We start from the raw sequence: 25,591 nt of genomic DNA, 5'->3' as shown, positions 1-25,591 counted from the left end.
TTAATATGTGCATATTACACATATGGAGACAGAAATGACAGAGCAATTTGCAGCCGATGTGCTGATTTGCGGTGCGGGTGCGGCCGGCCTGGCATTGGCGATCGATTTGGCAAGGCGAGGGATTTCCTTCCGTCTGATCGAGAAAATGGACGAGCCGTTCCGTGGGTCGCGCGGCAAGGGCATTCAGCCGCGAACCCAGGAAATTTTCGAGGATCTTGGTATTCTCGACCGGATCGTCGCGACCGGCGGCCTCTATCCGCCTGAGCGGCGATATCGCGATGACGGCAGCTTTACCGAGTCCGACATTACCGAGCATCAGGACCCGACACCGGCCGAACCGTATCATCTGCCGCTGATGATACCGCAATTCCTGACCGAAAAGGTGATGCGCGAAAGGCTGCTCGAGCTTGGCCATAGGCCACAATTCGGCTGCGAGCTGATTGGCTTCGAGCAAGATGCGGGCGGCGTGACGGCGCGTCTCGCAGGCAGGGCGGGGGAGGAAACTCTCCGCGTGCGCTGGCTCGTCGGTGCCGATGGCGGCCGGAGCTTCGTTCGCCATGCCCTTGATATCGACTTTCCGGGCAAGACCCTTGGCGTTCGCGCCATCGTGGCCGACGTTATCCTGACCGGTCTCACGCGCGATGCCTGGCATCGTTTCAACGATGGCGACATGGTGCGGCAGATCATGTTTTGCCCGCTCGCCGGGACCGAGATGTTCCAGATACAGGGGCCAATCCCGCTCGAGGGTGATATCGATCTTTCGGCCGAGGGGCTGGAGGCCATGGTGGCGGAGCGCACCGGGCGCGACGACATCCATATCCAATCCGTGTCATGGTCGTCGGCCTACAGCATGAATGCGCGCCTGGCCGATCGATACCGCGTCGGCCGCGTGTTCCTCATCGGTGATGCCGCCCACATTCATCCGCCGACCGGGGGCCAGGGCCTCAATACCAGCGTGCAGGATGCCTATAATCTCGGCTGGAAGCTGGCCGCCGTCGCCAATGGAGCCAACGACGCGTTGCTCGACAGCTATGAAGAGGAGCGTCAGCCGATCGCGGCAGCGATGCTCGGTCTGGCAACGAAGCTTCTCAATGCGCAAAAGCAGGGCGACATGCGTCGTGGTCGCGAGGTGCATCAACTCGATATAGGTTATCCCGGATCCTCGCTCGCGCTCGAAACGCCTGAACGCAGTGGTCTCCTGTCAGCCGGTGACCGAGCTCCGGATGCGCCGATCCGTGGTGCCGCTAGCCAGCCGACACGGTTGTTCGACCTTTTCCGAGGAGCGCATTGGACATTGCTCGGTTATGGTGTGGAGCCTGGATCGGTGCCGCCGCGTGCAGACCTGCATATTCATACCTTCGGCCCGTCAGGCGACATAGTCGATGCCGAGAACCATCTTCGGGACATCTACGCCCTGTCCTCGGGCGAATGGGTGCTTGTGCGTCCGGACGGTTATATCGGTGCCATCGCCGCAGCCGGTGACGTTGCGATGCTGGAGAGCTATTTCGCGCAAGTGGGACTTGGTTTGGCGGATGCGCCGCGCGCATGAGACAATAGCGGGACACGTCGATTGAGCTGCCTGAGCGGGCGTATGACTTATGTCAGCCCGCCGCCTCCAGCCATAGGTGCTTTATGGTTCGCGCCTCGTTCTCCGGCTTGTCGGCAAAGACCCAGCGCGCTTGGCTTAGTGCCTCCTCGCGGGCGGTCTGCTGCCGGGCAATGATCGCTTCCAGCAGGCGGGCGTGATCGTCGCTTCTATCGAAGAGATGCGGCTCTCGGTCGGCGACATCGGCCAATATCGACATGTCGAGATAGCGGCCGAGCACGTCGACCAAAGCCTTGGCCTCCAGCTGCTTGGCGTGCATCGCCGCCGGCCAGACATCGCGCAGCAGCATGTGATGCATCCAGTAGTCCTGGCTGCGCTTGCGCAGATCATGAAAGCTCTCGGCATGGGCCGCTTCCGCATGGCATTCGGACAGTGCCTGTACCGCCTTGCGGGCGTTCTTGCGCCAGCTTTTCTGAAAGAGACTGGCCGTGGCGCGCCTGCCGCAGTTGAAGGATATCTCCTTCAACGCCTCGCGCGCCTCGGCACATGTAGCGACTGCCGCCTGCGCCTTGTCTTCTAGGTCGGTTTCCGCCGCCGCGAGATGGTCGCGCCGCGCGGTCAGCAAATCGCTCACCCGGGTCAGCGCATGCAGTTCTTCGGCGGATGCAGCGGTTGCCTGCAGGTAATGGCTGATCTCGATCAGCGCGGTCGCATCGCGAACGCCGGAAAGCGTGCGTGCCATATCCCGCAGCCGGTCATTTTCCCGCTGTTGAAATTCGCGCGCGATCGGAGCTATCAATCGGTAAAGCGCCCGCACGCGCTTGATGTTCTTGCGGGCGGCGTGAACGGCTTCATGCAAGCCCTGCGGCCTGTCGGTCAGTACGGCCATTGCCTTGCCGAGTTGATGCGCGGCGGCTTTGTGCACCTCGTCATCAAGGGCTCGGTCAGGCCGTATGCGATAGCTCATCATACTCCTGCTCGAACTGCGTCGCGAGGGCCTGATTGGAATAGCGGTATTCGCCAGTTACCTCGCGTCCGATCCAGTCCGGCAGTTCCGGATTGTCGCTTTCTTTCCCCATCTCCACCTCGGCAATCACAAGGCCGCGATGGGCACCACGGAAGACATCCACCTCCCAGGTAAATCCCTTGAAAGGCACCTTATGGCGGGTCTTCTCGATGACCAGCCCGATCGACGTTCCCAGCAGTTCTTCTGCTTCGTCGACGGGGATCTCGTATTCGAATTCGTCCCTGGTCATCGCCTTGCCGATCTTGATCGTCAAGGTCGCCTTCGTTTCGTTCGTCAGCCGTATGCGTACGGAACGGCCTTCCATGGAGGCAATATATCCCTGTCGCAGGATCAGCCTCTCCGAAACGAAGTTCCGCCAATGATCGCCGCGCACCAGAAACTTTCGCTCGATCTCTTTTGCCATGCGTTTGACATGCTCCACCGGCACAGATTGGGGGAGACTATAGCATGTTGCTGCAATTTCCTACCCGTCGTATTTAAAGCGAGCTTTTGTCTCGACAAGCACCTTCGGGAAGGCTATTCGAAAGCCGGATTTCAATCGTTTTAAAGGGAGTGCACCGACCATGGGCGAGAAAACCGAGAAGCTTCTTTCCATCCTGAAACTGCAGCCCGTCGTTCCCGTGCTGATCGTCGATGATGCGAAATCGGCAGTGCCGCTCGCCCGGGCGCTCGTCGCCGGCGGTCTGAAGGCCATCGAGATCACGCTGCGCACGGCCGGCGCTCTCGATGCGATCCGTGCTGTCGCGGAAGAGGTGGAAGGCGCCGAGGTCGGCGCCGGTACGATCCTCAATGTCAGCCAGTGGGACGCAGCCGTCGAGGCCGGTTCCAAGTTCATCGTCAGCCCCGGCACGACGCAGGAGCTGCTCGATGTTGCGCGCTCCTCGCATGTGCCGCTGCTGCCGGGTGCGGCCACGGCAAGCGAAGTCATGGCGCTGCGCGAGGAAGGCTACACGGTGCTCAAGTTCTTCCCGGCCGAGCAGGCCGGCGGCGCCTCCTATCTCAAGGCGCTGTCCTCGCCGCTCGCAGGTACGATCTTCTGCCCGACCGGCGGCATCTCGCTGAAGAACGCCCATGATTATCTGTCGCTGCCGAACGTCATCTGCGTCGGCGGCTCCTGGGTTGCGCCGAAGGAGCTGGTTGCTGCCGGCGACTGGGCAGGCATCACCAAGCTTGCCGCAGAGGCGGCAGCGCTGAAGGGCTGAGGTCCGAGCCCATCGAATCCGATTTCAAAGGCGCGTGGAGCTTTCTGCGCGCCTTTTTGCATGAGATGGATTGGTATTTGCAGTTGCGCTTCCTATCTCCCCTTCACCATCACAAGGACGGAGGACCATCCATATGATCGACGCCCGCAAGCTTCTTGACCAATTCCTGGGATCGCAGGTTCCGGGGGTGCAAGGAACCGTGAAAGACAGGGCCACCCAGGCCATCAATCTCGCCAGAGATAATCCGATGGCAACGAGCGCGATTGCCGGCGTGCTGCTCGGCACGAAGACCGGGCGTCAGGTCGCCGGCAATGCGCTGGCGCTCGGTGGCCTCGCCGCTATCGCAGGCCTCGGCTATCAGGCCTACAAGAATTATCGCGACGGCAATCAGCCGCAGCCGGCGCCGCAATCCACCCCACAGGCCGAGCCGCAGTTCCTGCCGCCGCCGACGGATTCCGGCTTCAGCACGGCGCCGGCAGTTGCCAGCAATGATTTTACGCTTTCCTTGGTGCGGGCCATGATCGCGGCCGCGCGCGCCGACGGCCATATCGACGATACCGAGCGTCAGCGCATTCTCGGCAAGGTGCAGGAGGCTGGCGTCGGGTCGGAGGCGGAAGGTTTCTTCCAGCGCGAACTTGCCAATCCCGTCGATCTCGATGCCATCGTCGCCTCGGCAAAGACCGAGGAGCAGCGCGTGCAGGTCTACACCGCGTCGCGACTGGCGATCGAGCCGGATTCGCGGGCCGAGCGCGGTTATCTCGATCTGCTGGCTGGGCGCCTCGGTCTGGCCGACGCTCTGGTCGATCATATCGAAGCGACGGTTGCAGGCGCCAAAGTTCAGCTCTGACTGACAGGGCCGGTTGCCTTTCCCCGGCAGCTGGCCTAAGCATGTCGCGCAAAAGTGCGCAGCGGTTTTGCGACAACGACATGCGTAAAATCAAGAGCTTAAGTCGTAAGGAGCGAATCTGAAGGATCGCGACGCGCTTTAAGCCTTCGCCGGAACTCATGTCAGGGCGTCAGGGATGGCTACATTGACGGATAAGAAAAGCGAAACCCGCTCGGCGGCGATTGCAGCCGGTGTTATCTTGCTGGTCGCGACAGCCGTGCTCTACCTGATGCCGAACGTCATCGTCTGGCTCGGAAATATCTCGCCATGGCTCGGCACCGGTTTCGGCGTGCTTGTCATCCTGGCCTTCTTCTTGGTGTTCTGGCTGCGGGCTCGTTATCAGCGGCGCAAGGGGCAGTAGGCTCCAGCACCAGGCCGTTCGTCTCGTTGCTATCTTGTTTAGTTTTGCAGCGAGGCGCCGAGCAGAATGATGCCCGTGCAAATGACGAGCAGTGCGCCGAGGATCTCGATGCTGTTGCCTACCCAAACCGAAAGTCTCGAGCCCTTGCCGGTAAAACGGACGGCAGTGCCTTTTGCGAAGACCGCGATGATGGCAAGCAGCGACACGGTCAGCGCCGTACCGATCGACATGGCGAGGACCGATAAGAGGCCGCCAAGATAGAGCCCGTTCAACATCGAAAAAGTCATGACAAGCAATGCGCCCGAGCATGGACGCAGTCCGACTGCGACAATGGCAGACCAGGCCTCGCGAGCGCTGAACTTTTCGTTCGACAACATCTTCGGATCGGGAAGATGGGCGTGGCCGCAAGCCTCGCAATAGGCACCGTCGCCGGTCGCATGGGCGGGATCGTAGCATTGATAGCCGCCGGCAGCGGGTATCGCGGCGCTGCTGCGCGCAAAACTTCTCGTTGAATCCGTGCCCGTCGCTGCCCCCTCGAACAGCGAGAGGCTGATTGGCCCCGCCGATGTCGCGAGCTGCATTTCCTGCCGTTGCGCCCGGCTCTGCATCATCGCTCGCAGCTTGCGGAACAGCAGCCAGCTGCCGAACAGGATGACCATGACGAAGCTGGTGATCTCCATGGCGTTGGTGGCCATCGTCATGGTGATGCCCGAGCCGCGCAGGACAAAATAGGCGGCGCCGACGACGAGGACGGCGACAAGGCCCTGAATGAGTGCGGAGACGAAGGAGATTCCGATGCCGCGCTTCAGCTCGATCTCATTGGCGACCATGTAGGAGGAAATGACGGCCTTGCCGTGGCCAGGCCCGGCCGCGTGGAAGATGCCGTAGGCGAAGGAAAGGCCGATCAGCGTCCAGAGCTGCCAGGGGTCCTGGCGCATGGCCTCGATCGACTTGGTAAGCGCACGATAGAAAGCCTGCTGCTCGTAGTTCACATAGAGGAAGATCGGCGCCAGCGGGCCGCCCATCGGCTGGAAGCTCGGCTCGGCGGTGCCGATGCCAAGCGGCGAGCCGGTGGCATGGGCAAGGCCGGCGGCCGCGAGAAGCGCGAGCACTACAGCCGGAACGAGCTTCCCTGGTCGCGAAATCAGCATTGCACATCTATCCGCGTTGCGAAGAGTTTCGACATGGTCGTCCCCGTCGGATCGTTGAAGAAGGCATCCGTCAATGTCGACCTGTTCTCGGCGATGACCTCATCCGGATTGGGCCGGACGACCTTCTGCGTACAGCTCTTGAAGGCGTCGCCCTCCGTCACCAGCTCATTGTCGCTCGGAAAATCGATCGAGGTGTAGAGCGTCGGGTCGTAGATGCCGAAGCTCAGCTTGTTGCCCTTGGCAAGCGGCATCGGCTCGGCCGGCTTGACGGCGAAGAACATCAGGAGCTGGCCGTCGCGAAAGTCGACGTTGATGACGTCGGGCTTGTCGACCTTGATCACTTTGCCGTTCAGCGTCAGGTTTGCGTAATAGTCGTAGTCAGCCAGCGAGTCGCGTACCGTTTTGCCGACTTCCTTCAGCTCGTCAGGGTCGAGCTTCAGATTGGTGTTCTTGTCGAAATCCATCAGCACCGACGAGGAGAACACTTCGTCGAACCGCCACACGTTGCGAAGTTCCTGCACATTGCCATCCGGGCCGGCGAGCACTTCCAGCCGGGCTTCCACGAAAATATGCGGATGTGCATATGCTGCGGCCGGCGCAAGAAGCAGGCCTCCGGTCAGGGCAAGGGCATAGGCGGTCGTGGATTTTCTCATGCGTCCGATAGGTTTCGTGAGCATTGATTCACTTCGTTTTCTGGTCAGGAAATGAGACGGAATTGGGACCGGTCGGCCCACCTCGGGCGTTCAACCGTTCTTGCGGAACCAGTTGTGCAGGTAGTCCACAAAGATACGGACCTTTGCCGGGAGGTAGCGCCGGTGTGGATAGACGGCATAAATGCCGCGGTCGGTGGGAAGGTAGTCGTTGAACAGCGTCAGCAGCTGCCCGCTTTCGATCGCCTTGCGGCCGATGAAATCCGGGACGATGGCAACGCCGAGATCGGCGAGTGCCGCGCGTAGCGTCGCATGCGGGCTGTTGACCTCGAGCGTGCCGTTGATTGCGACGTTGAAGGTCGTGCTGTCGGCATCGACGAAGCGAACATTGCCTTGCGAGCGGGTGTTGGTGTCAATGATGAAAGGCACGTGCGCCAGATCGGTCGGATGTTCCAGCGTTGGATAGCGATCGAGAAATGCCGGGGTTGCGCAGAGATGGATGCGGAAGTCGGAGATCTTGCGGGCGATCATGCCGGAATCCTCGAGCTTGGTGATGCGCACGGCGACATCGAAGCCTTCCTCGATCAGATCCACGAAACGGTCGTCGGCGGAGATTTCCAGCGCGAGATCGGGATTCTCCTTGGCGAAGTCGATCAGCGACTGTCCGACATCGGCATCGACGAAGGTGCGTGGCACGGAAACACGCAGTCGGCCTTTCAGCTGCTGGTTGTTTTCGCGCACGAGGTCGGCGAGATTGTCGATCTCCTTCAGAATGTCCGACGCGGTGCGATAATAGGTGTGGCCAGCCTCGGTCATCGAGAACTGGCGCGTCGTACGGTTCAAGAGCAGCGCGCCGAGCTCGTCCTCCAGCTCGCGGACATATTTCGACAGCAGAGCCTTGGAACGGCCGGTCTTGCGTGCCGCCGCCGAAAATCCCTCGGCCTCGACCACGTCGATAAAGGCGCGAATCCGGGTCAAAGTATCCATGGCGAAGCCTCCCGCTAACTGTTTCCGGATGTTGAACAAAATGCTTTGATTTGTTCAATTATTTTTTTCGGGCATGGCTGAAAAATTTTCTTGATTATTACGGCGAATATTCCTATTTCCCGAACAGCCCAAAGTCGCACGTGCCCGTGGGTGTCCGCCGACCCTCGATTAGGTGAGGTCATCGGTAAGGTACCTGGAATTAACCCCTCCAGTCGCTATTCCGGCCAACCGGAAAATGCGAGGACATCTGAAGCAACGACGGTGCGGGCCTTTTTGTTCTCTCCCGGCTTTCCATCAGCCGGGGTTACTGAAGAGGCACACCTTCATTGCCGGAAGTGCGGTTGGGATCTTCCCTCCAATCCATGGCAGACAAAGCGAATTAGCGCCGCTTGCGGCACTGGTTCATCATCCGCGCTTCGCGCATTTGCATGGTACCGGGGTCTCCACCGGCTGGTTCCTAAGCGAATGAGCGTCGCCCTTTGTCCTCTGGGTTTTCCCCGGAGCCTTTGGAATTGAAAGGGAATTGACATGACCACGCAACGTATTCGCGATTTCCTCGCTACCCGACGTCCGGACGGTCCTTGCCTGGTGGTCGATCTCGACGTCGTCCGCGACAATTTTCACGCCTTCCGTCATGCCATGCCGGACAGCGCCATCTACTACGCCGTCAAGGCCAACCCGGCTCCGGAAGTGCTGCGCCTGCTTGCAAGCCTCGGCTCCAACTTCGATTGCGCGTCCGTCGCCGAAATCGAAATGGCGCTCGATGCCGGTGCGACGGCTGCGCGTATTTCCTATGGCAACACGATCAAGAAGGAGCGCGATATCGCCCGTGCGCATGCACTCGGTATCAACCTCTTCGCCGTTGACAGCCACGAGGAAGTCGAGAAGATTTCCCGTGCCGCTCCGGGCGCCCGTGTATTCTGCCGCGTCCTGACGGACGGCGAAGGTGCCGAATGGCCGCTGTCGCGCAAGTTCGGCTGCGTTCCGCAGATGGCTGTCGACGTTCTCGTCTATGCTCATCAGCTGGGTCTGGAATCCTACGGCGTGTCTTTCCACGTCGGCTCGCAGATGACCAAGGTCGATGCCTGGGACGATGCTCTTGCCGATGCCAAGCGCGTCTTCGTTTCGCTCGCCAAGCAGGGCATCCACCTGCAGATGGTCAACATGGGCGGCGGTTTCCCGACCAAGTACCTGCGCGACGTCCCCTCGGCCGAAGCCTATGGCAAGGCGATCTTTGCGTCTCTGCGCGCCCATTTCGGCAACCAGATCCCGCACACGATCATCGAGCCGGGCCGCGGCATGGTCGGCAATGCCGGCGTGATCAAGGCTGAAGTCGTCCTGATTTCCAAGAAGTCGGACAACGATGCCGCCCGCTGGGTGTTCCTCGACATCGGCAAGTTCGGCGGTCTCGCCGAAACCATGGACGAGGCGATCCGCTACCCGATCCGCACGGAGCGCGACGGCGACGAGATGGAGCCTTGCGTCATCGCCGGCCCGACCTGCGATTCCGCTGACGTGCTCTATGAGAAGAACCTCTATCCGCTGCCGGTGTCGCTCACCATCGGCGACGAGGTCCTGATCGAAGGCACCGGCGCCTATACCACGACCTATTCGGCTGTGGCGTTCAACGGTTTCGATCCGCTGAAGGCCTACATCATCTAAGGTCCGGTAAAGCCTCAAAGTTCGACAAAGCTGCCCCCGTAGCCAGCCGGGGCGGCACCCTCACAATAGTTTGTCACCACCGCTGATAACGGTATTGGGCACGGGAGGCCGAGATGGCCGCTGTTCTTGATTCTGTCCGCGCATTCTTTGCGCCGTCCACATTCACTCTCGACCTGGAAAATGCAGGCGATGTCGTTGCGCGCGAAAACCTGCTGGATCGCGCCATGGGTCCCGACCGCCGCAAGAAGTCGTCCGAAAAGCTGCGCCAGGGCCGTGTGCCGGCCGACGGCCTGGCGCTGGTCGCGCGCGATCGCGCCGGCCATGTCATCGGCACCGTTCGCCTCTGGAACGTCGAAGCCGGCGTCGATCGCGAGACGCGCCCGGTCGAGGCATTGCTGCTCGGTCCGCTGGCGATCGATCCTGTCTATGAAGGCAAGGGCATCGGCTCGGCGCTGATGCGCGCTGCCATCATGGAAGCCAAGAAGCGCGGCCATGGCGCGATCCTGCTCGTCGGCGATGCGCCCTATTACGAGCGCTTTGGCTTCTTTGCTTCCAAGGCCCGCCATCTCGTCATGCCGGGTCCGTTCCAGCGCGATCGTTTCCTCGCGCTCGAGCTGAAGGATGGCTGGCTTGATGGTGCTGTCGGCATCATCGTTGCCAGCGGCCGTAAGCTTGCCCAGCCGCCATTATCTAAGGCCGCGTAACGCGCACGAACAGTCCTGAAGCATCAAAAGGCCTTCGCCCATTCGGGCGAAGGCCTTTTTATTTGGCTGCCTTCACGTTGTCCTTGGCTGGATCGTAGCCATCCGTCAGCGTTTTCAGGAAGGCGACGACGTCGGCAATCTCGGCATCGTTCAGGGCAGGGGCATCGCCGAGCTTGCGGTTCATCGGCACGTCGATCACGTCGATATTGGCCTGATATTGCGTCGGGAGGTCGTTGTATTTCAGCACCTTGCCGCTTGTATTCTTCGGATAGATCTCTTCGGGATTGGTGTCGCGCTTGACGTAGAAGCGGGTCACATCTTCCAGGGTCCGGTAGACGCCATTATGGAAGAAGACGTGGCGGGTGGCGACGTTGCGCAGCGTCGGCGTCTTGAAGAGCCCGCAATTCTGCTGCTGGGCGGAATAGGTGTCGTTGCGCAGCGGCCCGCAAATGCCGGTGTCATAGTAATGCGCATCTGCATTGGCCGGAATGGCCGGGTTGCGCGGCGCGCCGAGGGCTTCGAACTCGAAATCGGTGAAGTTCGGCATCTGCCCGTCGCCGGTCATCTTGTCGAGGTGGCAGGAGGCGCAATTGCCCTTGTTCGCATCGTCGAACAGCTTCAAGCCCCTGGCTTCCGCATCCGTCAGGACCGCCTTGCCGCGCAGGTAATAATCATACTTGCTCGTATAGGGATGGAAGGAGAGCTCCTCGACCTGATAGCGGGCGAGCGCGAAGCCGATTTCCGAAATCATCATATCCTGATCGTTGGCGACATTATCGCCAAACAGCGCCGAAATCTCCTTGCCGTATCCTTTTTTCAGCTTGGTATAGACGATGGCCGCATCGGCATTTGCCATTTCAAAGGGCGAGATCATCGGCTGCAGGGCCTGTTCTTCCAGCGAATCGACACGTCCATCCCAGAACATGCCGCCCTGCGGCACGAGGTTTGCTGCAGCGGCCGCATCGGCCTTGACGATGGCCTGTGCCGTCAGCGGACCGGCAACGGTGGCGGGAGCATTGGCCAGAGCCACGCCGGAAGCTTCCGTCATCGGCGAGGCTTCCGCGGCTTCGTCGGCAGCGCTTTCCTCGCCGATCGAGAAGGATGGTGTCGACATTTTGTAGGCAAGGCTCGGCACGGCGCGGATGCCGGGCTGGTCGAGATGTGGGCCGCCGAGCTGGACGGTGAGGCCGTTGGCGGGCGCGTAGTGGTTGGCAGGATCATGGCAGGTGGCGCAGGACATCTGGCCTCCGCCGGAGAGCGACGGATCGAAGAACAGTCGTTTGCCGAGCTGGGCCACCGCACTTAACGGTGCCTGGTCGTCATAGCTATCCGTCGCCGAAGCATTGGTGGCGGGTTCGTTTGCCATGCCGACAGCCGCACCCGCGAGCGAGAGGCCCGCGAGTGCGAGGAGCGGCAGGAGACGGCGGTAGGTCACGCGCATTTCCGTCTCCCTTCCGGTGTCACGATGCCTGGTTGCCGGTCTTCGGATCGAGGATCAGCTTCGGCGCGTCCCCCTTGGACCAGTCGAACATGTTGTTCAGCGAGCCCGAGAGCACATCGAAGGAGCCGCCGCCGAGGCGGGTACCGGCCATCCAGTTGTCCTCGATGAAGCGCATGACGGAGGTCTGGTCGGTGAGCGTATGGTCGACGAAGTTGACCTTGGCATAGGGCGAGATGACGAGCAGCGGCTGGCGTGTGCCATAACCGCAACGTCCCTGCGCCGGCAGGCCGTTGACACCAGGCAGCGCCGTGCCGGTGGAGCAGCTGTCGCCGCTCAGCACGTCGTAGCCCTTGACCGGGAGTTTCGAAGGATTGACGACCGCGTGGGCATGGTCATACCAGCCGTCGGAATCGTCGTAGAGGAGGATGATCGCGGTATCCTTCCAATCCGGTGAATTCTGCACGGTGTTGACCACCTGCGTCACGAACTCCTGTTCGTCGAGCGGATCGGAATAGCCGGCATGGCCGTCCTGATAAGCGGGTGCCTTCAGGAAGCTGACAGTCGGCATGTTGCCGTTCTTCAGCGCCGCATAGAAGTCAGTCATGTCGTACTGGTGATTGGCTGCGTCGGTGGTGCCGATTGCGGCGACGGAGGACGGGCGTGCGTGCGTCGGGTTGGCGGTCGAGGCGTAGTACTGGAACGGCTGGTGATGCGGGATGTAATCGGCGCTATTGACCTTGGTGACGGTCGAGGTGGTTGCGCGCTTGCAGGCCGCCGTGCCGTCCGGATTGGTCTGCGTCAGATCGAAGCCACCTTCGAAGAAGCCCCAGGTGATCTTGTGCTCGTTCAGCATGTCGCCGATGTTCTTGCCGTACATCAGCGCTGTCTGGCCGACCGAGCAGACGTCGCCGGTCGGGTCGAAATCGCTAATCGCAGTCCAGCCGCCATTGCCATCAGGCACGATGCGGCCCTTGGAATAGGTGCCATCGCTCTCCAGCGTATAGCCGGGCGGCAGGATGACGCCGTTGGTCTGGCCGGAGATCAGGTTCAGCGCGCCGGGGGTCGAGGGGCCGAAATTGGTGGAGAAGGAATTGTCGCTCAGCGCATAGTGCTGGGCATAGTTCCAGTAGGCCGTGACGGTGTTGCCATCATAATAGCCCATGACCTGCCCTTTCGTGCCAAAGGCACCGGCCGCACCCTTGGTGCCCTTGCCGGTATTGGCGGGGAAAAGGTCCATGGCGAAGTTGTTGTAGGCGGCCTGCTCGGCGGTATAGCCGTGGTTCTGCGACTGGGTTGCGGCCTGCGTGCGGTCGAGCCGGAAGGGGGCCGCCGCATCGGCGCCGTTGGCCGTGTTGGTCTTGTTCGGATTTGTGTCGAGAAGACCGGCATTGGCGAGCGTGTTGATATCGGCCGGCGTGTTGTCGGAGGCCTTGAATGCGGGCTCGCCATCGACATTTGCGGCCTTGGGGTAGGTCGCGAAATAATGGTCGAAGGAGACGTTTTCCTGGAAGATAACGACAAGATGCTTGATGGGGGTCGCGGTATTCGGTGCCGGGCTTAAGTCAGCGGCAACGGCGGTGGAACAGAGCAAAACAAGACTAAGCGCGCTGCCGGTTGCAAGGGCGGCGCGACGTGAAAAACTGGTCATCGTCATATCCTCTTTGAGTGGGGGCATTGCTCCGGCGCATTTGCGCCACGCCGGGCATAGAGAACCCTTTCGAGCTATCAACGGAGTATGACAGTTCCATGAAGGGTGCGGAGAGGGGATATCGCTTTTGTCGAGCATGGGGGCGACAAAGGGCTGATTCCGCAGTGGCGGCCGATGACCAACGGAGAGCGTCTGTCGGGAAAAGTGGCGATGCTACCTTATGTCACGGCTGGTGCCTCCACCCGCCCTCGTGGTTCGAGACGGCCCAATGGGTCTCCTCACCATGAGGGCTAGTCTCTGCCGTTTGGGCTGTGGCCTAGGGCGTTGTCGGCCTGCTCCGCCTCATCCTGAGGTGCATTTCGGAGCGAAGCGTAGAAATGCCTCGAAGGACGAGGCGGCCCCGGTCACCCAAATAGGAAGATTAAATATTCTGATCCATCGTCTCGGCCGGAATTTCATCGGCGCGATGGATACGGACGACCACGGCGGGTACGCCGGCAACCGTGCAGTGTGGGGGAACGGGCTTCACAACGACGCTGCCGGCGGCAACCTTGCTGAAAGCGCCGACTTCGATGTTGCCGAGGATCTTGGCGCCGGCGCCGATCATCACGCCGTGGCGGATCTTCGGATGCCGGTCACCACTTTCCTTGCCTGTGCCGCCGAGGGTAACGTTCTGCAGGATGGAGACCTCATCCTCGATAACGGCCGTTTCGCCGATGACGATGCCGGAACCATGATCGAGCATGATCGATGTGCCGATCTTCGCGGCCGGGTGAATATCCGGGCCGAAGACGAGCGAAACGAGGTTGGATAGCCAGCTGGCAATTTCCTTGCGGCCTTCTGTCCAGAGGGCATGGGCGATGCGGTGCGTCTGCAGGGCATGGAAGCCCTTCAGGTTCAAAAGCGCGTGCAGATAGGTGGTGCAGGCGGGGTCGCGGGTTCGCACGGCAACGAGATCCGCTTCGGTCGCCTGCAGGATGGCGGGATATCGCGTCAGCACGTCCGACAGCAGCGACAGCATGTCGCCATGCTCGATCCTGACGACGCAGAGCCGTGCGGCCAGCACCTTGGCAAGGCTCTCGGCATTGGAGCTTCCGGTGAGCAACTGCGCCTGCAGCACCGGGGCGAGCGTCGGCTCGCGCGCCGCCAGCTCGGCGGCTTCGCAACGGATCACGTCCCAGACGTTTTCGGCTGGCGCAGGCGTATTCCCGACAATTGCCGTTCCCGACTGAGGCATGACCCTGTCTTTCTGCTTAACCGGATACGTCGACGATGCCGCAATCGCCGGCTTCCGAGGCGAAGGCGAGCAGCTTGCCGGATTTGCTCCAGCTCATCGATGTGATCGCACCCTTGCCGGGACGACGCAAGAGCGCTTCCTTGGCGTCGCCGAGGCGCACCGCGAGAATCATGCCGTCGATGAAGCCGATGGCGAGGATATCCTCGGCAGGATGGAACTTTACAGAGGTCGCCATGATGTTGGCGCGGGTGCCGAGTTCGAGCGGCGCCTTGCCCATCGGCCCGTCCTTGCCCTGGAAGGGCCAGACGATCGCCGCGGGAGCACCCGAAGAGGCAAGCCATTTGCCCTTGTTCGACCAGGAGAGCGACTTCACCTTGGCGGGATAGCCGGTCATGCGCATGTGGCGTGCTTCCGCGCCCGGCTTCGTGTCCAGCTTCCAGCCATGCAGCGCATTTTCCTGCATGGTCGTGACGATAAACTGGCCATCCGGTGAGAAGGTGACGCTGGTATGGGCGCCCTTCCATTCGAGATTGACCGGCTGGGCGCTCATGCCGACCCAATGCAGCGATACGCCGTTATACCGGGCAACGGCGATGCGCAGGCCCTTGGGTGCGAAACCGATGCCTTCGACGGTGCGCTCCTCGGCAAACTCTTTCGTCGTGCCGTCGGAAAGGCGCACGAAGGTGCTCTTGCCATAGGAATAGGCGACGGCACCCTGCGGACCGGCGGCAAGCTGGCTGATCCATTTGCGTGGCGCTTCGGCGAGCGTCGTCGCGCTGCCGTCGGCCGCGATCCGCAGCACCTTGCCGTCTTCGCCGCCCGAAATTAGGCTCTCACTATGGGGATCGCGGATGCAGGTCAGCATCCCCTGATGGGCTTCGGTGATCTTCTCGCCGCCTTCGAGGCGGTGGATCGCGCCGGCGGCGCTGGCGAAGAAGGGGGTGTCACCTAAAAATTCGACGGCCAGAACATGGCCGTCGATATCAAGCGGAGCGACAGTCGGCATCAGGCGGACGCCTCGCACGCCTTGAAGCTGGCTTCCAGCTTTTCGCGGTCGAGTTCGCGGCCGATGAAGACGAGGCGGCTCTCATGCTTTTCGCCGTCTTTCCAGGGGCGCTGATGATCGCCCTCGATGATCATGTGCACGCCCTGGACGACATAGCGCTCCGGATCGTCCTTGAAAGCGATGATGCCCTTGAGGCGAAGGATGTTCGGCCCCTGCGTCTGCGTGACCTTCTGAACCCAGGGGAAGAAACGCTCCGGGTTCATCTCGCCGCCACGCAGCGAAACCGACTGTACGGTCACGTCGTGGATCGGCGACAGGCCGTGGTGATGATGGTCGTGATCATGGTCATGGTCATGGTCATGGTGGTCATGATCGTGGCCATGATGATGGTGATCATGGTCGTGATGGTGATGATCGCAATCCGGGCCGCAGACATGATCCTCGTGGCCATGCTCGAGGAAGTGCGGATCGTTCTCAAGCGCACGTTCCAGATTGAAGGCGCCCTGGTTCAGCACGCGGGCGAGTTCGACGCCGGAGCGGGTCGTCTTGTAGACACGGGCAGCCGGATTGATGGCGCGGACGATGTCCTCGATCTGGGCGAGCTCTTCCGGAGAGACGAGATCGGACTTGTTGATGACGACGACATCGGCAAAGGCGATCTGGTCTTCGGCCTCGCGGCTGTCCTTCAGGCGCAGCGGCAGGTGCTTGGCGTCGACGAGCGCAACGACGGCGTCGAGTTCGGTCTTGGCGCGGACATCGTCATCCATGAAGAAGGTCTGGGCGACCGGAACCGGATCGGCAAGGCCGGTGGTTTCGACGATGATGCCGTCAAAGCGGCCGGGGCGGCGCATCAGGCCTTCGACGACGCGGATCAGGTCGCCGCGAACGGTGCAGCAGACGCAGCCATTGTTCATTTCGTAGATTTCTTCGTCCGACTCGACGATGAGGTCGTTGTCGATACCGATCTCGCCGAATTCGTTGACGATGACGGCGTATTTCTTGCCGTGGTTTTCCGAAAGGATGCGGTTCAGCAGCGTCGTCTTGCCGGCGCCGAGATAACCGGTGAGAACGGTGACGGGAACGGGCTTTTGCGTGGCTGTTTCGGTCATGGGAGCCTCGAAATATGGAAGGTTGCCCCGGGGAGCAGACATTGGTCGGGTTCCATATAAGGAGTTGGAGGCGTCAGTTCAAAGGCTTTTATATGTTATAAGATCACATTGGGTTGCGGGCGGCCGGATTGACTGCGCGATTACGTCAGCGTCGTCGCATCGAATTTGTCGACATCTTCGAGCAGTTCGACGAGACCTTTGACGGCATGGGTAATCAGCCTTTCGCCCTTTTCAGCCGTCGCCGCACCCGCATTGCCGGCGACGCCGTGCTTACCAAGATCGGACATCTTCCAGCCGAAGGCATGGGGGCCGTAGGCACGCAGATGCTTGAAGCTCTTGATGAAGTTCGATTGGCGCGACGGGAAGTTTTCCGCCTTCGACATGTCGACCTTTTCGGGATGGAGGGCGAGCATGACCGACGTCTCGATATCGCCGCCATGGATGTCGATCGCCTTGTCCTCCGGTGCGATCAGCCCGTCCGGCACGCCGAAGCGGGTCCAGCTGGTCGCGACCGCCAGCATATCGAAGCGCACGCGCGCTTCCGTGGCGACGATGGTCATCAGCGGCGAGTTGCCGCCATGGGCGTTCAGCATGACGAATTTACGGATACCGAGCCCATTCAGCCGTCCGGCGATGTCGAGCCAGCGCCTGACCGCCTCGTCGAAGGCCAACGTCTTCGTGCCGGCCACATCCATATGTTCGATGGAGTAGCCGATGGATTCGACGGCGAGGAAGGTAACGGGTAGATTTGCCGGCAAGGCAACCTTGAGGCGTGAGACGATTCCTTCGGCAATGAGCGTGTCGGTTTCGAACGGTAGATGCGGTCCGTGTTGCTCATAGGCGGCAAGTGGCAGCACGGCGATCCATTTTGATCGCTCTTCAGTCGTCAATGTTTCATCATTGTCATCGAAACATGGCAAAGGATGCGCCATCTGAGGGTGTGCCTCTTGTTTATGTCAATAACCTGCGCAATGTCATAGCGTGATGACTTCGCGGCGAAAAGGTCAACGGAATCACAATGGGCAAGAAGAACAAGGTCGGGAAGAAAAGTAAGTCAGGTAAGAAGAAGGATCACCGTGACTACACGCTTGCCGATCTGTCGCCGGCATTGACGCAGGCGGCGCGATCCATGCGCACGGTGATGACCCGCAGCCTGACGGCGAGCGGCCTCTATGCCGGACAGGATGGCGTCATTCTCGCGCTTGCGGCGACTGACGGGCTGCCGGCCGGTACGCTGGCGCAAAAGCTCGGCGTCAAGGCACCCACAATGACGCGCACGATCGGCCGTATGGAGGCACAAGGCTTCGTCGAAAGGCGGCCGGATGCTGACGATGCCCGCCTGACCAAGGTTTATCTGACCGAGGCAGGGCGAAACAGCGTCAGCGAGATCGAAAGTTCGGCGGCGAGCTGCGATGAGCTTGCGACCCGCGGCTTCTCGGAAAAGGAAATCCGCTCGCTCGTGCGCCTGCTCAAGACGATCGAGCATAATCTCCAGGCCGGCGATGACGACGAGGATGATGAGGAAATCTGAAAATCCTCAAGAATTCGAGTTGCGCGACGCGATTAAAGCTTTTAATTAAAGATTTTAAAATTCCGGAATCGTAAAACGAACGGAATATGTTTACGGCTGCGTTTCACTGGAGAGGGAGCGCGTGGCGCAAAAGATTAAGCTTTCTACGATTGCGGAAACGCTGGGCATTTCAACGGCAACCGTATCTTTGGCCTTACGCGATAGTCCATTGGTCGCGGCCAATACGCGTGAGAAGATCAAGGATCAGGCCCGCGCGCTGGGCTATATCTATAATCGCCGCGCGGCGAGCCTCAGGACATCGCGGTCGGGCATCATCGGCGTCGTCGTTCACGACATCATGAACCCCTTCTACGGGGAAATCCTGAAGGCGATCGAAAGCGAGCTCGACCGCAGCCGCCATACGTTCATTCTCTCCAATCACTATGATTCCGTCGAAAAGCAGCGCACGTTTGTCGAGACGCTGCTGCAGCTCGGCGGCGACGGCGTCATCATGTCGCCTGCGATCGGAACGCCGCCGGAGGATTTCGAGCTGGCGGAAGAAAACGGCATGCCGGCCATCCTGGTGGCACGCCAAATCGATGCGCTGGACCTGCCGACCTATCGCGGTGACGACAGCTACGGCATTTCGCTTGCGACCAACCATCTGATCAGCCTTGGCCATCGCACCATTGCAATGATCGGCGGCACGGATCAGACCTCGACAGGGCGCGACCGCTATCAGGGCTATGTCAATGCTCTGCGCAAGGCGGGCATCGAGGTTGATCCCAATCTGCGTATTCCCGGCGCCCGCTCCAAACAGGGCGGCTTCGAGGCGGCGGTGCACTTCCTGTCGTTGCCGCAGAAGCCGACGGCGGCTGTCTGCTGGAACGATCTGGTCGCCATCGGCCTCATGAACGGCATTTCACGCGCCGGTCTCGTCCCCGGGCGGGACATTTCCGTCACAGGCTATGACGATCTGGAGGAGGCGGCGATCGCAACACCTGCGTTGACCACCGTCTGGAATGGTCAGGCCGAGGTCGGGAGGCTTGCAGCGCGCGCGCTTTTGGATAGGTTGGCAGGAAGCCATGAGCCGGATGGTATTCATCTTATCAAGCCGGAAATGCGCATTCGCCAGTCCACGGCGCCCTACAAAGCTCGCTAGAGCGTTTCAGCATTTCACTGAGTCGCTCTTCTCATTGATTTAACGCGATTCCGGACGGAAAGCCGCTACGCATCTTTCCGGAATTGTTTTCGTCGCGACGAACCTTATCTCAAGAGGAAAGATCCATGTCCGATAATCGCATCGCCGTCCTCGTTCCGGGGAAGATACACCCGCGTGTCCTCGAAAGGCTTGGAAAGCAGTTTGATATTGTTTCGGCCGAACGCGATGGTGACCCGAAGATCGATGCGGAAACCGCAGCTCGCATCCGCGGCGTTGCCGTTGCGGGCGGCTTTAATGCCGGCTGGATCGATGCCCTTCCCAATCTTGAAGTCATCGCCAATTTCGGAGTCGGCTATGACGGCATCGACGTCAAGCACGCTGCTTCCAAGGGCATTATCGTCACCAATACGCCTGATGTCCTGAATGACGAGGTCGCTGATACCGCGATCGCCCTGCTGCTGAACACGCTGCGACAGTTCTACAACGCCGAAAGCTGGCTGCGCGAGGGGCGCTGGGCGAAGGAAGGGGCCTTTCCGCTCTCGCCCTTTTCGATGAAGGGACGCCGCATCGGCATCAACGGCCTTGGCCGCATCGGTCTGGAAATCGCGAGAAGGCTCGAGCCCTTCAAGGTAAAGATCGGCTATCACACGCGCTCGCCGCGCGACTCCCTGCCATACGACTACTATCCGACCTTGAAGGAAATGGCGCAGTCGGTGGATACGCTGATTTCCATCGTGCCGAAGACGCTGGAGACGCATAAGGTGATCAATGCGGAGATCCTGTCAGCGCTCGGGCCGCAAGGCGTGTTCATCAATGTCGGCCGCGGCTGGTCCGTCGATGACGACGCGCTGATCGCTGCCCTTGGCAATGGCACGCTTGGCGCTGCCGGCCTCGACGTTTTTTATGACGAGCCGAATGTCCCGGCCGGCTATCTCTCGCTGCCCAACGTTTCGCTGCTGCCGCATGTGGCCTCCGCCTCGGTGCCGACGCGCAATGCTATGGCCGATCTCGTCGTCGACAACGTCATCGAATGGTTCGCGAAAGGCCAGCCGCTCACTCCAGTACCGGAAACACCAGTCAAGCCGCGCGGCTGATCAGACGGCCTTTTGCGGATGGGGGGCGGTCGTGTGCCGCTCCTTGTCCGAAGCATAGTCGCGCACGGCATCGCCGAAGGCGGCGAAGAGCTTGCGCGACGGGGAATCCGTTTCCGCCCAATATTCCGGATGCCATTGTACGCCGACGGCAAAGGCCTTGGCGCCGATGACGGAAACGGCCTCGATCGTGCCGTCTTCGGCGAGTGCCTCCACCTGCAGTCTCGGCGCCGTCTCGGCGATCGCCTGGCGATGCAGCGAGTTGACGCGGACTTCGCCAGGACCGACGACGCGGGCGATGCAGGAACCTTCCTTGACGAAGACGCTCTGACGGATCGAATACATCGTGTCGCGGTCGACATTCGGCGGCTTGCGGTGATCCCAGATGCCCGGCTGCTCCTGGATTTCGCTGGCGAGCGTGCCGCCGAGAGCGACGTTCAGCTCCTGAATGCCGCGGCAGATGGCGAGCATGGGAATGGCGCGTTCGATGGCGCGGCGGATGAGAGGAAGCGACGTGGCATCGCGCGCCGGGTCGAAGGGGCCATCGCTCTCCCTTGCCTCCTTTCCATAGAGAGACGGATGCACGTTGGTTGCCGAACCGGAAACGAGCAGCCCGTCGACACGGTCGAGAATGGCGTCGGCATCGTTGTCGTGCTCAAGCGCGGGGACGATCAGCGCCATCAAACCCGCAGCCTTCACGGCAGCGCGCACATATTGCAGCTGCACCGCATGCCAGCTCGTGCCATCGAACTCGCGGATATCGGCGGGAATGGCGATGATCGGTCTGGACATGCAAGGCTCCGAAGGCTGCAAACGCTTGTTCATTGGACCTCTGGACGATCATGGTGTCGATCCGAAGGCAGATTTATGTCTTACGAACTTACGCGAATACGGCCTGGGCGGCAACGCGCAGTGGTTTTCAGGAGGCTTCGTTTCGGCTCCTTACGTGGATGTACAGGAATCGCCATAATGCGGTGCAAGAGCAAACTTGAAAGACCGTGTGCGGCATGGTTAGTTCCATCGCTTGCGCCATGACGGGGAGCGTGCCGTTCCCCAGCAATGCCGTCCGTATGGGAGAATTCGATGGATCGCCGCTCCTTCATAAGGCGGGCAGGGACCGTTGGCGCAGGCGCTGCCGCCTCCGCGCTTGCGAGCCCGGCCGTTGCCCAGGAATATCCGAAGATCACCTGGAAGATGACCTCTTCCTTCCCCAAGAGCCTGGATACGATCTATGGCGGTGCGGAGGATATTGCGGCGCATGTTTCCGATGCGACCAACGGCAATTTCGTCATCCAGACCTATGAGGCCGGTGAGATCGTGCCCGGTGTGCAGGCCGCCGATGCAGTCAGCGCCGGCGCCGTCGATGCTGCGCATACCTGCTCCTACTATTTCTGGCAAAAGGACCCGACCTATGCCATCGGCACGGCGCTGCCGTTCGGCCTCAATGCCCGGCTGACCAATGCCTGGTTCTACCAGGGCAACGGCAACAAGCTGATGAACGAGTTCTACGCCACGCAGGGCATTTTAGGATTGCCCGCGGGCAACACCGGCGCGCAGATGGGCGGCTGGTTTCGCAAGGAAATCAATACGCTCGACGATCTCAAGGGCCTGAAGATGCGTATCGCCGGCCTGGCCGGCAAGGTGATCGAGAAGATCGGCGTTGCGCCGCAGCAGGACATCCCGGTCAACGGTGTCTATGATGCGCTGAACAAGGGTACGGTCGATGCGGCCGAATGGGTCGGTCCCTATGACGACCTGAAACTCGGCCTGCAGAAGATCGCCAAATACTATTATTATCCCGGCTGGTGGGAAGGTGGTGCCGTGGTGCATGCCTTCTTCAATCTGGAAAAATGGAATGCCTTGCCGAAGAGCTATCAGGCAATCCTCGGCGACGCCTGCGCCTTCGCCAACACCAATATGCTGGCGAAATACGATGTTAAAAATCCCCAGGCGCTGAAGGATATCGTGCAGCAGGGGGTGACGCTCAGACCTTTCAGCCAGGAGATCATGGAGGCCTGCTTCCAGGCGGCCAGCGCACTCTATGCCGATCTCTCCAAATCCAACGATTATTTCAAGCGCATCTATGAGGATCAGGTCGCCTATAAGAAGGATGCCTATCTTTGGATGCAGCTTTCCGAGTATACTTTCGATACCTTCATGATGATCCAGCAGCGGGCGGGCAAGCTGTAATCGTATTTCATAAGTCTTTTGTGATATATTGTTTTCTTTATTAGTGCTTTAAACATTATATCCATGGCAAAGAGAGCCGGGAATCATTGCGTCAGCGCAGTGCTGATCATAATTCAGCTTCAACTTAAGCTGCCGCTTTGATTGGAAAATCTGTCCGAATGGGCTCTGTTCGGGCAAGTAAATTTTAAAGGGTTTCCACTAGGGTGTCCGCCGCATCAGGGGAAGTCTGAATGAAGCCTCCAAGCCCGGACACCGTGCCGACGGATATTTATCTGTCGTTCGTCAGTTCGCTTTTCGGAAACCGCAAAACGCTCATCACGGGCGTGGTCGTTCACATCCTGACATATGCCCTCGTTTTCCTGGGCACGCATGCCGGCATCTATCTGGCCTTTTGCGTGGCGTTTGCGGTTGTCTTTGGCTTGCGCTTCCGTTTGTTCCAGCTATTTGATGTCGCGGACAAGAATGGCTTCACGCGCGCTGATATTGCCGGCTGGGAAACGCGCTATGTGATCGGCGCGGCGGCGACGGCGGCCATCCTCGGCATCGGCAGCGGCTATGCCATCCTCATCCTGCAGAATCCGCTGGCTGAATTCATCTGCATCGCCGTCACGATGGGGTCGATGGTGTCGATCGTCGGCCGCAACTATGGTTCATCTCGGGCGGTCGATCTTCAGATTCTGGCCTGCTGCGTGCCGATCGTCATTGCCTGCCTGCTGTTGCAGCAGCCTTACAAGGCAATCGCTTCCCTGATGCTCATTCCTTTCGGACTGACGACGCGCGCAATGGCGAATGGCATGCGCGAATTTCTCTACAGGAACATCATCGCTTCGCGCGAGATATCGCTGATTGCTGACAGATTCGATACTGCGCTGAACAATATGACGCACGGGCTGTTCATGCTGGACGCCGAGAACCGAATTCTGGTCGTCAATCGCAAGGCATGCGAGCTCCTTAATTTCGCCCATCCGGAGCGGCTCAAGGACTGCGAATTCGATGTTGTGCTACGCTATGGCGCCCGTCATTCCTTCATCGACGGATCGCTGCCCGGGCTCATCCAGCGGCAACTGGCGCAGCTCGTCAGTGGCACGCTGTCGCGAACGCTCATTCAATTCAACGAGGATCAGTTCCTTGAGTTTTCGGCCAGTCGCCGTGCCGATGGGATCGTCATCCTGATTTTTGAAGATGTGACGGTGCGTATTCGGGCAGAGCGCAAGATCCTGCATATGGTGCGCTATGATCCTTTGACGGGGCTGCCGAATCGCGAATATTTCATGGATCTGGTCAAGGAAAGGCTGGCTGCGCGCAAGCGGGAAAGCCGCATCGGCATTCTGGTTCTCGATATCGATGACTTCAAACACGTCAACGATACCAAGGGGCATGTTGCCGGGGACCGCCTGCTGGTCGCCATAGCCGAGCGCCTGAAGCAGCTTGCCGGCACCGCAGCGATTACCGCTCGTCTTGTCGGCGATCAATTCGTGCTGTTCTTTCCGAATGAAGACGATGTCCCGGATATCGATGCCCGCATCCGCACCCTGCATGCGGCGATGGCCGGCACGTACAGCGTGGAAGACAACAGTTTGCGGATCTCCGTCAGCGGTGGATACATGACCATGTCCAACCGGGAGTTTCGCCCGGAGGAGTGGCAGATCAAGGTCGATCTCGCGCTCTTCGATGCCAAGTCGCGGCTGAAGGGCGGCTGCAGCGCCTTCGAGCAGGAGATGGACGCACGCTATGTGGAACGGCAGAAGCTGAAGGATGATTTGCGCGAGGCGGTGGAAACCGGCAGGCTTCAGGCCGTCTACCAGCCGATGTTCACACCGGATGGCTCCCGCATCGAGTGCTGCGAGGCGCTTGCGCGCTGGATTCATCCGGAAAAGGGTTCGATCCCGCCCGATCTCTTCGTGCAGGTTGCCGAGGAAATGGGTATCGTTGCCGGCATCACCCGCTTCATGGTCAACCAGGCCTGCAAGGATTGCGCTTCATGGCCTGCGCCGCTCGCGGTTTCCGTCAATCTCTCGGCACAGGATCTGCGCAATGGAGAGATTGTCAAAATCGTCATGGCGGCGCTTGATGCGTCGGGATTGGCGCCGTCCCGCCTGCACCTCGAGGTTACCGAAAGCTGCCTGATGGATGAGGTGGCGACCGTTCGCTCCATCCTCGCCGATCTGCGTGCCAGAGGCATCACGATTGCGATCGACGATTTCGGAACGGGATTTTCGAGCCTCAGCTATCTTGATACCCTGCCGGTGGATGTCGTGAAGATCGACCGGTCTTTTGTTCGTGACATCACGACGGACAGCCGCCGTTTCAAGCTGCTATGCGGCATCGTCGATCTTTCCCGCGCGCTCAGTCTTCATATCGTGATCGAAGGTGTCGAGACGTTGGAGCAGTTGGCGCTGGTCGTCGAGCGGAATCTGGCGGATATCATCCAAGGTTATGTATTTTCGCCTCCGGTGCCGCAGGAGCAGGTTGTCGAGAGGGTGGCTAGTCTTAATCGGCGGCAGTTGGGTGTCGGCAGAAACCTGCCGTCCGATGCCACGACCTAGCCGGCGGCGAAGTGTCGATTGGGCATACTCGAAATCCGCCAGCGATTCCGTCAGCCTATGTCCGCCTGCGACCTTCTCGTGCATTGCATTTTTCCTCGCTTTGTGTAACGCCTCGGTGGAGGAAATCGGTTGCGGTAATCTCCTTACGGGTTACCACAGCTTTTGAGGACGAACTCCAGCCGCCGGTTTATATCGTCTGTCGGGGGAGAGGATTGAGGGGAGAATTCTAAATGGCCGAACATCATACCGGACCGGCTGAAACCGGCGCTGCCATGGACTACAAGGAGCATGAGAAGACCTATAATCTTTTCATCTCGGGCGCCAAGGTCGGATCTGCGATCGTTGCCGCGTTGCTGATCGCCATGGCGGCCGGTTTCTTCGGCCATGCCGGCTTCCTCGGCGGCGTCCTGATCTTCATCGTTCTGACCATCGCCAGCGTCGTCCTCTTGCGCTGATATTACAGCGCTGACCGATG

25 protein-coding genes are annotated in these 25,591 nt (G+C 60.2%); 13 read left to right on the top strand and 12 right to left on the bottom strand.

What is annotated here, in order from left to right:
• Positions 1-34: 34 nt before the first annotated feature.
• Positions 35-1,549 (top strand): FAD-dependent oxidoreductase, encoded by a 1,515-nt coding sequence (locus AC13Q5_RS27755; RefSeq protein ID WP_488503870.1) that lies wholly within the window; start codon positions 35-37, stop codon positions 1,547-1,549.
• A 52-nt stretch (positions 1,550-1,601) separates the two neighbouring features.
• Here the strand turns inward: AC13Q5_RS27755 and AC13Q5_RS27750 are convergent, their stop codons facing one another.
• Entirely contained in the window at positions 1,602-2,513 is a 912-nt protein-coding gene (locus AC13Q5_RS27750) for a CHAD domain-containing protein (RefSeq protein WP_488503869.1), read from the bottom strand.
• Complete coding sequence (locus AC13Q5_RS27745; protein ID WP_075851919.1) at positions 2,491-2,976, bottom strand: CYTH domain-containing protein; 486 nt, start codon at positions 2,974-2,976, stop codon at positions 2,491-2,493. Before AC13Q5_RS27745 ends, AC13Q5_RS27750 begins: the two co-directional genes overlap by 23 nt.
• Before the next feature lie 160 nt (positions 2,977-3,136).
• Between AC13Q5_RS27745 and AC13Q5_RS27740 the strand changes: the two genes are divergently transcribed.
• From AC13Q5_RS27740 to AC13Q5_RS27730, 3 genes are all read left to right on the top strand, one after another.
• Positions 3,137-3,775: a 2-dehydro-3-deoxy-phosphogluconate aldolase gene (locus tag AC13Q5_RS27740; RefSeq protein ID WP_075851687.1), complete on the top strand. Its 639-nt coding sequence runs from the start codon at positions 3,137-3,139 to the stop codon at positions 3,773-3,775.
• Positions 3,776-3,908: 133 nt separating this feature from the next.
• Complete coding sequence (locus tag AC13Q5_RS27735) at positions 3,909-4,622, top strand: tellurite resistance TerB family protein (RefSeq protein ID WP_075851686.1); 714 nt, start codon at positions 3,909-3,911, stop codon at positions 4,620-4,622.
• A 184-nt stretch (positions 4,623-4,806) separates the two neighbouring features.
• On the top strand, positions 4,807-5,022 hold the full coding sequence (locus AC13Q5_RS27730) for a hypothetical protein (RefSeq protein ID WP_488503868.1): 216 nt from the start codon (positions 4,807-4,809) through the stop codon (positions 5,020-5,022).
• Between the two features lie 38 nt (positions 5,023-5,060).
• Here AC13Q5_RS27730 and AC13Q5_RS27725 read toward each other — a convergent pair whose 3' ends face one another.
• From AC13Q5_RS27725 to AC13Q5_RS27715, 3 genes are all read right to left on the bottom strand, one after another.
• Positions 5,061-6,173 (bottom strand): nickel/cobalt transporter, encoded by a 1,113-nt coding sequence (locus AC13Q5_RS27725; protein ID WP_488503867.1) that lies wholly within the window; start codon positions 6,171-6,173, stop codon positions 5,061-5,063.
• Entirely contained in the window at positions 6,167-6,826 is a 660-nt protein-coding gene (locus AC13Q5_RS27720; RefSeq protein WP_488503945.1) for a DUF1007 family protein, read from the bottom strand. Before AC13Q5_RS27720 ends, AC13Q5_RS27725 begins: the two co-directional genes overlap by 7 nt.
• Before the next feature lie 90 nt (positions 6,827-6,916).
• Positions 6,917-7,810 (bottom strand): LysR family transcriptional regulator, encoded by an 894-nt coding sequence (locus AC13Q5_RS27715; RefSeq protein WP_075851682.1) that lies wholly within the window; start codon positions 7,808-7,810, stop codon positions 6,917-6,919.
• 528 nt (positions 7,811-8,338) lie between these two features.
• Here AC13Q5_RS27715 and odc2 point away from each other — a divergent pair.
• Positions 8,339-9,472: an ornithine/lysine decarboxylase gene (gene odc2 / locus AC13Q5_RS27710; RefSeq protein ID WP_047628966.1), complete on the top strand. Its 1,134-nt coding sequence runs from the start codon at positions 8,339-8,341 to the stop codon at positions 9,470-9,472.
• A gap of 113 nt (positions 9,473-9,585) precedes the next feature.
• Positions 9,586-10,176: a GNAT family N-acetyltransferase gene (locus AC13Q5_RS27705; protein ID WP_488503866.1), complete on the top strand. Its 591-nt coding sequence runs from the start codon at positions 9,586-9,588 to the stop codon at positions 10,174-10,176.
• Positions 10,177-10,234: 58 nt separating this feature from the next.
• On the opposite strand, the gene AC13Q5_RS27700 is transcribed toward AC13Q5_RS27705, so the two are convergent.
• The 6 genes from AC13Q5_RS27700 to AC13Q5_RS27675 form a co-directional block, all read right to left on the bottom strand.
• Positions 10,235-11,617, bottom strand: coding sequence for a cytochrome-c peroxidase (locus AC13Q5_RS27700; protein ID WP_488503865.1), 1,383 nt, complete (start codon positions 11,615-11,617; stop codon positions 10,235-10,237).
• Between the two features lie 19 nt (positions 11,618-11,636).
• The gene (locus AC13Q5_RS27695; RefSeq protein ID WP_488503864.1) at positions 11,637-13,265 is read right to left on the bottom strand and encodes a phospholipase C; all 1,629 of its coding nucleotides are present in this window, start codon (positions 13,263-13,265) and stop codon (positions 11,637-11,639) included.
• Positions 13,266-13,686: 421 nt separating this feature from the next.
• Complete coding sequence (cysE, locus tag AC13Q5_RS27690; protein WP_488503863.1) at positions 13,687-14,502, bottom strand: serine O-acetyltransferase; 816 nt, start codon at positions 14,500-14,502, stop codon at positions 13,687-13,689.
• A 16-nt stretch (positions 14,503-14,518) separates the two neighbouring features.
• Complete coding sequence (locus AC13Q5_RS27685; RefSeq protein WP_488503862.1) at positions 14,519-15,508, bottom strand: WD40 repeat domain-containing protein; 990 nt, start codon at positions 15,506-15,508, stop codon at positions 14,519-14,521.
• On the bottom strand, positions 15,508-16,617 hold the full coding sequence (locus tag AC13Q5_RS27680) for a CobW family GTP-binding protein (RefSeq protein WP_488503861.1): 1,110 nt from the start codon (positions 16,615-16,617) through the stop codon (positions 15,508-15,510). The genes AC13Q5_RS27685 and AC13Q5_RS27680 overlap by 1 nt, the downstream gene beginning before the upstream one ends.
• A gap of 140 nt (positions 16,618-16,757) precedes the next feature.
• Complete coding sequence (locus AC13Q5_RS27675) at positions 16,758-17,549, bottom strand: creatininase family protein (RefSeq protein ID WP_488503860.1); 792 nt, start codon at positions 17,547-17,549, stop codon at positions 16,758-16,760.
• Between the two features lie 86 nt (positions 17,550-17,635).
• Between AC13Q5_RS27675 and AC13Q5_RS27670 the strand changes: the two genes are divergently transcribed.
• The 3 genes from AC13Q5_RS27670 (at position 17,636) to AC13Q5_RS27660 (ending at position 20,383) form a co-directional block, all read left to right on the top strand.
• The gene (locus tag AC13Q5_RS27670; RefSeq protein WP_075851676.1) at positions 17,636-18,148 is read left to right on the top strand and encodes a MarR family winged helix-turn-helix transcriptional regulator; all 513 of its coding nucleotides are present in this window, start codon (positions 17,636-17,638) and stop codon (positions 18,146-18,148) included.
• A 121-nt stretch (positions 18,149-18,269) separates the two neighbouring features.
• Positions 18,270-19,289, top strand: a complete 1,020-nt coding sequence (locus AC13Q5_RS27665) for a LacI family DNA-binding transcriptional regulator (RefSeq protein WP_075851675.1) — start codon at positions 18,270-18,272, stop codon at positions 19,287-19,289.
• A 125-nt stretch (positions 19,290-19,414) separates the two neighbouring features.
• Positions 19,415-20,383, top strand: coding sequence for a 2-hydroxyacid dehydrogenase (locus AC13Q5_RS27660; RefSeq protein ID WP_457878898.1), 969 nt, complete (start codon positions 19,415-19,417; stop codon positions 20,381-20,383).
• On the opposite strand, the gene AC13Q5_RS27655 is transcribed toward AC13Q5_RS27660, so the two are convergent.
• On the bottom strand, positions 20,384-21,172 hold the full coding sequence (locus tag AC13Q5_RS27655) for a gamma-glutamyl-gamma-aminobutyrate hydrolase family protein (RefSeq protein WP_488503859.1): 789 nt from the start codon (positions 21,170-21,172) through the stop codon (positions 20,384-20,386).
• Between AC13Q5_RS27655 and AC13Q5_RS27650 the strand changes: the two genes are divergently transcribed.
• The 4 genes from AC13Q5_RS27650 to AC13Q5_RS27635 all read left to right on the top strand — a co-directional run bounded on the left by AC13Q5_RS27650 (position 21,150) and on the right by AC13Q5_RS27635 (position 25,571).
• Complete coding sequence (locus AC13Q5_RS27650) at positions 21,150-21,350, top strand: hypothetical protein (RefSeq protein ID WP_488503858.1); 201 nt, start codon at positions 21,150-21,152, stop codon at positions 21,348-21,350. The genes AC13Q5_RS27655 and AC13Q5_RS27650 overlap by 23 nt on opposite strands.
• 113 nt (positions 21,351-21,463) lie before the next feature.
• A complete protein-coding gene (locus AC13Q5_RS27645; protein WP_075851672.1) occupies positions 21,464-22,570 on the top strand; it encodes a TRAP transporter substrate-binding protein in 1,107 nt (368 codons plus the stop codon).
• Positions 22,571-22,800: 230 nt separating this feature from the next.
• Entirely contained in the window at positions 22,801-25,116 is a 2,316-nt protein-coding gene (locus tag AC13Q5_RS27640) for a putative bifunctional diguanylate cyclase/phosphodiesterase (protein ID WP_488503857.1), read from the top strand.
• A gap of 230 nt (positions 25,117-25,346) precedes the next feature.
• Positions 25,347-25,571: an aa3-type cytochrome c oxidase subunit IV gene (locus AC13Q5_RS27635; protein WP_075851670.1), complete on the top strand. Its 225-nt coding sequence runs from the start codon at positions 25,347-25,349 to the stop codon at positions 25,569-25,571.
• The last annotated feature ends 20 nt before the right edge of the window (positions 25,572-25,591 follow it).

This window comes from Martinezella sp. CNPSo 3964 (assembly GCF_057784375.1).
Note: the sequence above shows the minus strand (reverse complement) of the source record. Positions and strands in the feature narration are given on the sequence as shown.